Origin of the sequence: Paenibacillus camerounensis (genome assembly GCF_000723885.1) — a bacterium.
GTDB lineage: Bacteria > Bacillota > Bacilli > Paenibacillales > Paenibacillaceae > Paenibacillus_AQ > Paenibacillus_AQ camerounensis.
In genome coordinates this window covers 1-6,099 of the sequence record NZ_CCDG010000092.1, presented here as the reverse complement: position 1 = coordinate 6,099, position 6,099 = coordinate 1, and the positions used below count along the sequence as shown (strand labels likewise).

Sequence of the window (6,099 nt, the reverse complement as noted above, 5' to 3'; positions counted from 1 at the left end):
AAAAAGCCGAGCTGAAGGCACTGGTGGTCATCCCAAACTCCTCATGCCTTACATATACACTGAACTCGTAGATCTCCAGTCCAAGGAAAGCCGCCCCCAGCAGCACGGTAACGAGCAGCCAGTTCCGCAGCTCTGCCGGCTTGTTCCGGTGCATCGCCTGGATGGCGAACACGCTGGTCAGACTGCTGGCCAGCAGCAGAAATGTCGCAGCCGCCACCAGCGGCAGGTGGAACAGCTCAGCTGCAGAAGGGCCGTCGTTCGTCGAGTTGCGCAGCGCCAGAAAGGTGGCGAACAGCGTTCCGAAGAGCACAGCTTCACCGCCGAGAAACAGCCAGAAGGCCAGCACCTTGTTACGTCCCTCCAGCGTCGCTTTTTCCGGCTCGTGCGGGAGGGTGCTTTGTCCGGCTTCAGCATGTACGGTTGTCATCCCTGCTCACCTTCCTTCCAGCTCTTCGGGCTCAATATGCCAGCCGTGGTCATCAAACAGCGAACGCAGCAGCATTGATCCGAAGGTAATAACCAGTCCGAGCCCGGTCACGATATAGTTGTTGAACAGGAAGCTGAGCAGGTCACTCCCGAAAGTATCACGGCTGAACATAAAGCCGAGCCCGGCAATGAAAATGCCCGCCGACATCAGGAACGGCAGAATCGTCGCAGACGGCATGTGGATCGAGCCTACCGGCTCAGACGGTGTCATACTGGTATGACCGGCACGCTTTTCCTTCCAAAAGGCATCTATTCCGCGTACCAGCGGTGTCTGCTTGAAGTTGTATTCCGGCGGCGGCGAAGGAATCGTCCACTCCAGGGTGCGCCCGTCCTCCCAAGGATCATCTGCGGCATCCGCCGGCTTACGGGAAGTGATGAAGATATTCCACAGGAAGATCAGCATCCCTACCCCCATCAGCCCGGCCCCGACCGTACTGACCAGATTCAGCGTATCGAACTGCTGGTTCGGCAGGTATGTAAAGACACGGCGCTGCATCCCCATAAGTCCCAGGAAGTGCTGCACGAAGAACGTCAGATGGAAGCCGATAATAAAGGTCCAGAAGGTCCATTTGCCCAGTGTTTCACTCAGCATCCGCCCGAACATTTTGGGCCACCAGTAGTGCAGACCCGCAAACAATCCCAGCACCAGACCGCCGACGATAACATAGTGGAAATGGGCTACGACAAAATAGGTGTCATGAAACTGGAAGTCCGCCGGAGCCGAAGCCAGCATAACCCCGGTTACCCCGCCCATCGTGAAGGTTGGAATAAAGCCCACAGCGAAAAGGTTAGGAGTAGTAAAGCGCACTTGTCCGCCCCACATCGTAAACAGCCAGTTGAAGATTTTGATCCCGGTCGGAACGGCAATCAGCATCGTGGACACAGAGAACAGCGCATTCGCTACCGGGCCAAGGCCTGTTGTAAACATATGATGCGCCCAGACCATAAAGCCCAGAAAGGCAATCAGCAGAGTGGCGAACACCATCGAGCTGTAGCCGAACAATCTTTTGCGTGAAAAGGTCGGAATAACCTCGGAAATAATGCCGAAGGCCGGCAGAATGAGAATATACACTTCGGGGTGGCCGAAAATCCAGAAAATATGCTGCCAGAGCACCGGATTGCCGCCCGTCTCAGGATTAAAAAAGTTAGCTCCGAGAATCCGGTCAAAGGTGAGGAGAACAAGCCCTACAGTAATTGCGGGAAAAGCGAATAGAATAATTGCGGAGGTGATAAAGGTAGCCCAGGCGAACATGGGCATACGCATATAGGACATCCCCGGGGCACGCATCGTAATGATCGTAGCGAGAAAATTAATGCCCCCGATCAGCGTGCCAAGCCCGGCAATCTGCAGGCCTATAGTGTAGAAATCCACTCCGTGGGTGGCGCTGTAGGTTGTACTGGATAGAGGCGTATAGGCCGTCCAGCCGGCATCAGGCGCACCGCCCATAACCCAGCTGAGATTGAGCAGCAGGCCGCCGAACAGGAAGGTCCAGAAGCCCCGATCTGCAGAAGAAGGAAAAGCATTCATCAGTGCGAAGATGACCGGCATAACTCCGAGGAAAATCATTGTGGTCCCGTGCATCGTAATCAGTTCATTGAACGTCTGGGCATCGAGAAAGGTGTTCATCGGCTTGATCAGCTGAATGCGGATCAGAATAGCCTCAAGCCCGCCGATGCCGAAAAAGAAGCCCCCGGCCCACAGGTAGAGGACGGCGATTTTTTTGTGATCGACGGTGGTGATCCAGTCCATCAGACCGGTATGGCGTTTGACACGGTGACCGGTCGCCGGCGGCCGGGCGGAATTCAAGGATTGCGCTGTTTGAGCCAAGGTTTGTACCCCCTTTTCAAGGTTGCTGCTTCCGCTATTCACTATTCCGCCCTATTCCAGCGTGTAACCGGCCAGATATTCGGCGATGCCGTCAATCTCTGCATCTGTCAGTCCTAAGTCTGCTTTGGGATCAGGCATGGTATTGCCCGGCTTGACGCTTTCCGGATCACGCAGCCAGGTCTGGATATTCTCGAGAATAGGAGCCCCGTCTGCACCTGTATCATCATTCAGCAGAATGCCTGCTACCGATTCCCGGGAGCCGAATCCCGTCAGATCCGGACCGACTGCCAGGCCCTGATCGCCGACAGCATGACAGCGCAGGCAGGCTGATCTGAAGGTCTCGGCAAGCTGCGGATCTTCCGGCAGCACAGCAGGAGCCTTCATCGAGGCAAGCCACTGCTCAAATTCCGCCTCACTGACCGACTTGACCTTGAATTCCATGAACCCGTGGGACGGTCCGCACAGCTCGGCGCATTTGCCGCGGTAAACGCCTTCATTCGGCGCGCTGAAGCTGAAGCGGTTCACGGTACCGTCGGGGTTAGTGTCAATTTTGCCGGACAGGGACGGGACCCAGAAGGAATGCAGCACATCTGCAGTCCTCAGCTCGAAGGCAATATCCTTGCCGGCAGGAATCACCAGATCCTGCGCTGTCTTCACACCATAATCGGTATACTCGAATTCCCACCAGTATTGATGGCCGGTAACCTTTACCTTGACCGCATCCGGATCGTCCGCGTGATCGTTGCCGGCGGCAAATACCGCCTTGACGGTCGGCACAGCAAGAATGACTACCAGGATCAGGGGGATGACCGTCCAGACGACCTCAAGCTTGAAGTTCCCCTCCACCTGCACTGGGATTTCACGCCGGCCGGGCTTACGCCGGAACTTGACAAGCACATAGGCGGCAATCGAAAAAACGATCAGCAATACAGCAATCATAATCGTAATCGACAGCTTCATCAGATCAAACGAGCTTTCGGCTGCTGGTCCCTGCGGTCTAAGCACCGACAGGTCCTCCCGGCCGCAGCCGGCCAGAATGAGTCCAAGCGCTGCAGTCATGGGAAGAAGCCGCTTTCCGCCCTGCCACGTTATCATCTTCGATCAACCCCCGCTTTTCCCGGATTCGTAGATCAGAGGATTTTCCTGTCAATTATAACAATCACTATTAATATAAGTTTGAGGGGGTGTTTTGTCAATCGTTCACAGCAAGTTCACAAATTCTTTTTTTTAAGCAAAAAAGCTTGTCATTATCACCTTTAATAACGCTTACAAATTTCTCTAAAATAGAGTATACTATTCGGTAAGCGCATACATAATGAAACAACCTCATAATCCGCTTGACTATCCGGCAATTGCATGGACAATAATTCCAGCGTAAAAATAAGCAAAAAAAACCGTATCCAGCAGCATCGTTCAGCCGGGCACGGTTTATGAGAATCCTCATGGATGTGATTGCAAACTACAAGTTATCAATCCGGAACATTATCCTGTGTATAAATCAGGAGACGGATGAGTTAATCCTTCCCATCTCATGCTCCACGACCATAGTCAGCTCTTCTTCATAGCCTCCTGTGATCCGATACTTCCGGACGTACTCCTTTACAAATTTCTTGGGATCTTTGGGCCGGAAAATGCGTGTCATTTCCCTAAGACTTTCCTTGACTTCGTTATGACCTTTACTTGCCATGATCAGTTCCCTCCCAAAACATTGAAAATGAATGCTCCGTTGAGAATGCATGATGAAAAGTCCGCCGTAACCTAAATGCAAGATAAGAACCGTACACATACGTAGCTTGCATTATCCGCCTAGGCTGTCATTCCAGAGTTCTGGAGGTCCGCCTTGCCGGTGAAGCAGGTTCGTCGTGATTTGGGCTGAGAGTAAGACGCCTTAAGGTATAGACATCTTGACACTTTACTTACCCGAAGAGCCACTTGCTGAATCACTCCTTTCGGGCCTTATCGTCTTATTGTATCATATTCAAGGCCAAGTTCCACCTTTCCTTGTAAAATATGCGTATGGAATTTTGTGAAAATTTATGTCTCCCATGGCAGGTGAGATTGCAGACTTCTGGTTAAAATAAACTGGATGCAGCTGAAATATCCTCCGCCTTAATACCGAAGGGAGACTTTATGGACAATCGGATTTCCTGGCCCGGACCAGCTTATAACACGGCCCCCGTGATGGCTCAGGCTGAACCGGAGATGCACGGAACCGGAAGCAGGCAGCTGGAGCAGGCTCATGAGGCCATACTCAAAGACTATCCTAAAATGCATAGTATGCTTGTTGTACGCAACGGGAAACTGATATTTGAACGGTATTACGGAAATTACCATGCCGGTATGCTGAATGATCTGCGGTCCGCGACCAAAAGCATTGTGTCGCTGCTCACCGGCATCGCCATCGGCAGAGGTGATATGTCCGGAACGGATCTTGCTGTGTCTGATACACTGCGCTCTTATCTGCACGGACGGTCCGATCCGCAGCTTATGCGGCTCACATTGCAGCACCTGCTGACCATGACCTCAGGATTCCGCTGGATTACCGGCAGCAGGCTCGGCGAGCCGCTTGTCCGTAATCTTCAGCGCAGCCGCCGCTGGGTACCGTTTATTCTTAATCTACCGCTGGATGCAGAAAATACAGGCTGCTTCCAGTACCGCAGCAGCGATTCGCATCTGCTCCCCGCCATACTGAGCGAATGCACGGGACAGGATGCGTTCAGCTATGCCGGGCAGCATCTGTTCGGACCGCTGGGTATCACTCATGCAGCCTGGCTCCCCAGCCCGGAGGGACACAGCATGGGCCATATCGGACTGTACCTGACCTCACGGGACATAGCCAAGCTCGGCAGCTGTCTGCTCAGCGGAGGCCTTCATGAGGGGCGGCCGCTGATTCCACAGGGCTGGCTGGAACAGGCCTTCAGGAAACAGACGGACGGCTACCCTGCTTACGGGGATTACGGGTACCAGTTCTGGAACGGACGCATATGCGGACAGCCTTACGTGCTCGCTCACGGGCACGGGGGCCAGCAGCTCTGGCTGCTGCCGGAGCTGGATGCTGCCATTGTTTTCACCGCCGAAAGCGCGGTTAGCCGCTGGCGGAATCCGCGCAGGCTGCTTGAGCAGCACATTATTCCGGCGATGAATCCGTAAAGTCTGCTTCACATACTTTGTATCTCCAAATCATAGGCTCCTAGTAAGGAAAGAGCAGGGAATCCGCCCCAGCCTGTGTGCAGGGCGCCAGATCTCCGCCTTCTTCTCCAAGTACAAGGAGAGTGAGCACTATGTCCCCATTCAAATCGTCCACCGGACTGCCCGAGAATATCGCCGCTGCTGTCTGTTACTTTATTCCTTTTGTCGGCCCCATTGTGTTTCTTGCTCTGGAAAAACGCAGCCGGTTTGTGCTCTTCCACGCGCTGCAGTCGCTGATTGCCTTCGGCGTGCTGATGGTCGCCCATGTCATCAGCGGATTCATTCCGCTAATGGGCGGTTTCATTGGAGCGATCCTCTCGCTGCTCGGCTTCTCCGTCTGGCTGCTGATGCTCTTTCATTCCCTCGGCGGCAGGTGGTATAAGCTTCCCTTCGCAGGTGACCTCGCGGAAAGCCAGCTCCGCCAGCTGTAATCAGGAACTCACCGCCGCCTCAGCCTTTGTAATAGTAATAGTGATTCCCTTTTGCCTGTCTACTCCTTACAATGAGATCAGTACATTCAGGAATCTGCAGGCTGGAGGAGCATTCATGTATTTATTGATTATAAACCCCCGTTCCGGCGGCGGTGCCGGGCAGCG

Annotated in this window: 6 protein-coding genes; 2 read left to right on the top strand and 4 right to left on the bottom strand. The window is 53.6% G+C overall.

From position 1 onward, the window contains the following. The 4 genes from BN3772_RS27685 to BN3772_RS27670 all read right to left on the bottom strand — a co-directional run. Nucleotides 1–427: cytochrome c oxidase subunit 3 family protein (locus BN3772_RS27685; RefSeq protein WP_042203604.1), on the bottom strand; the 427-nt coding region annotated here is incomplete at its 3' end. 6 nt (nucleotides 428–433) lie between these two features. Then, nucleotides 434–2,236, bottom strand: a complete 1,803-nt coding sequence (locus BN3772_RS27680; protein ID WP_042203606.1) for a cbb3-type cytochrome c oxidase subunit I — start codon at nucleotides 2,234–2,236, stop codon at nucleotides 434–436. A 129-nt stretch (nucleotides 2,237–2,365) separates the two neighbouring features. After that, complete coding sequence (gene coxB, locus BN3772_RS27675; RefSeq protein WP_042203603.1) at nucleotides 2,366–3,409, bottom strand: cytochrome c oxidase subunit II; 1,044 nt, start codon at nucleotides 3,407–3,409, stop codon at nucleotides 2,366–2,368. Between the two features lie 403 nt (nucleotides 3,410–3,812). After that, nucleotides 3,813–4,001 (bottom strand): hypothetical protein, encoded by a 189-nt coding sequence (locus tag BN3772_RS27670; protein WP_039869425.1) that lies wholly within the window; start codon nucleotides 3,999–4,001, stop codon nucleotides 3,813–3,815. A gap of 443 nt (nucleotides 4,002–4,444) precedes the next feature. Between BN3772_RS27670 and BN3772_RS27665 the strand changes: the two genes are divergently transcribed. After that, nucleotides 4,445–5,464: a serine hydrolase domain-containing protein gene (locus BN3772_RS27665; protein ID WP_052380729.1), complete on the top strand. Its 1,020-nt coding sequence runs from the start codon at nucleotides 4,445–4,447 to the stop codon at nucleotides 5,462–5,464. A gap of 131 nt (nucleotides 5,465–5,595) precedes the next feature. Beyond that, the gene (locus tag BN3772_RS27660) at nucleotides 5,596–5,934 is read left to right on the top strand and encodes a DUF4870 domain-containing protein (protein ID WP_042172500.1); all 339 of its coding nucleotides are present in this window, start codon (nucleotides 5,596–5,598) and stop codon (nucleotides 5,932–5,934) included. The last annotated feature ends 165 nt before the right edge of the window (nucleotides 5,935–6,099 follow it).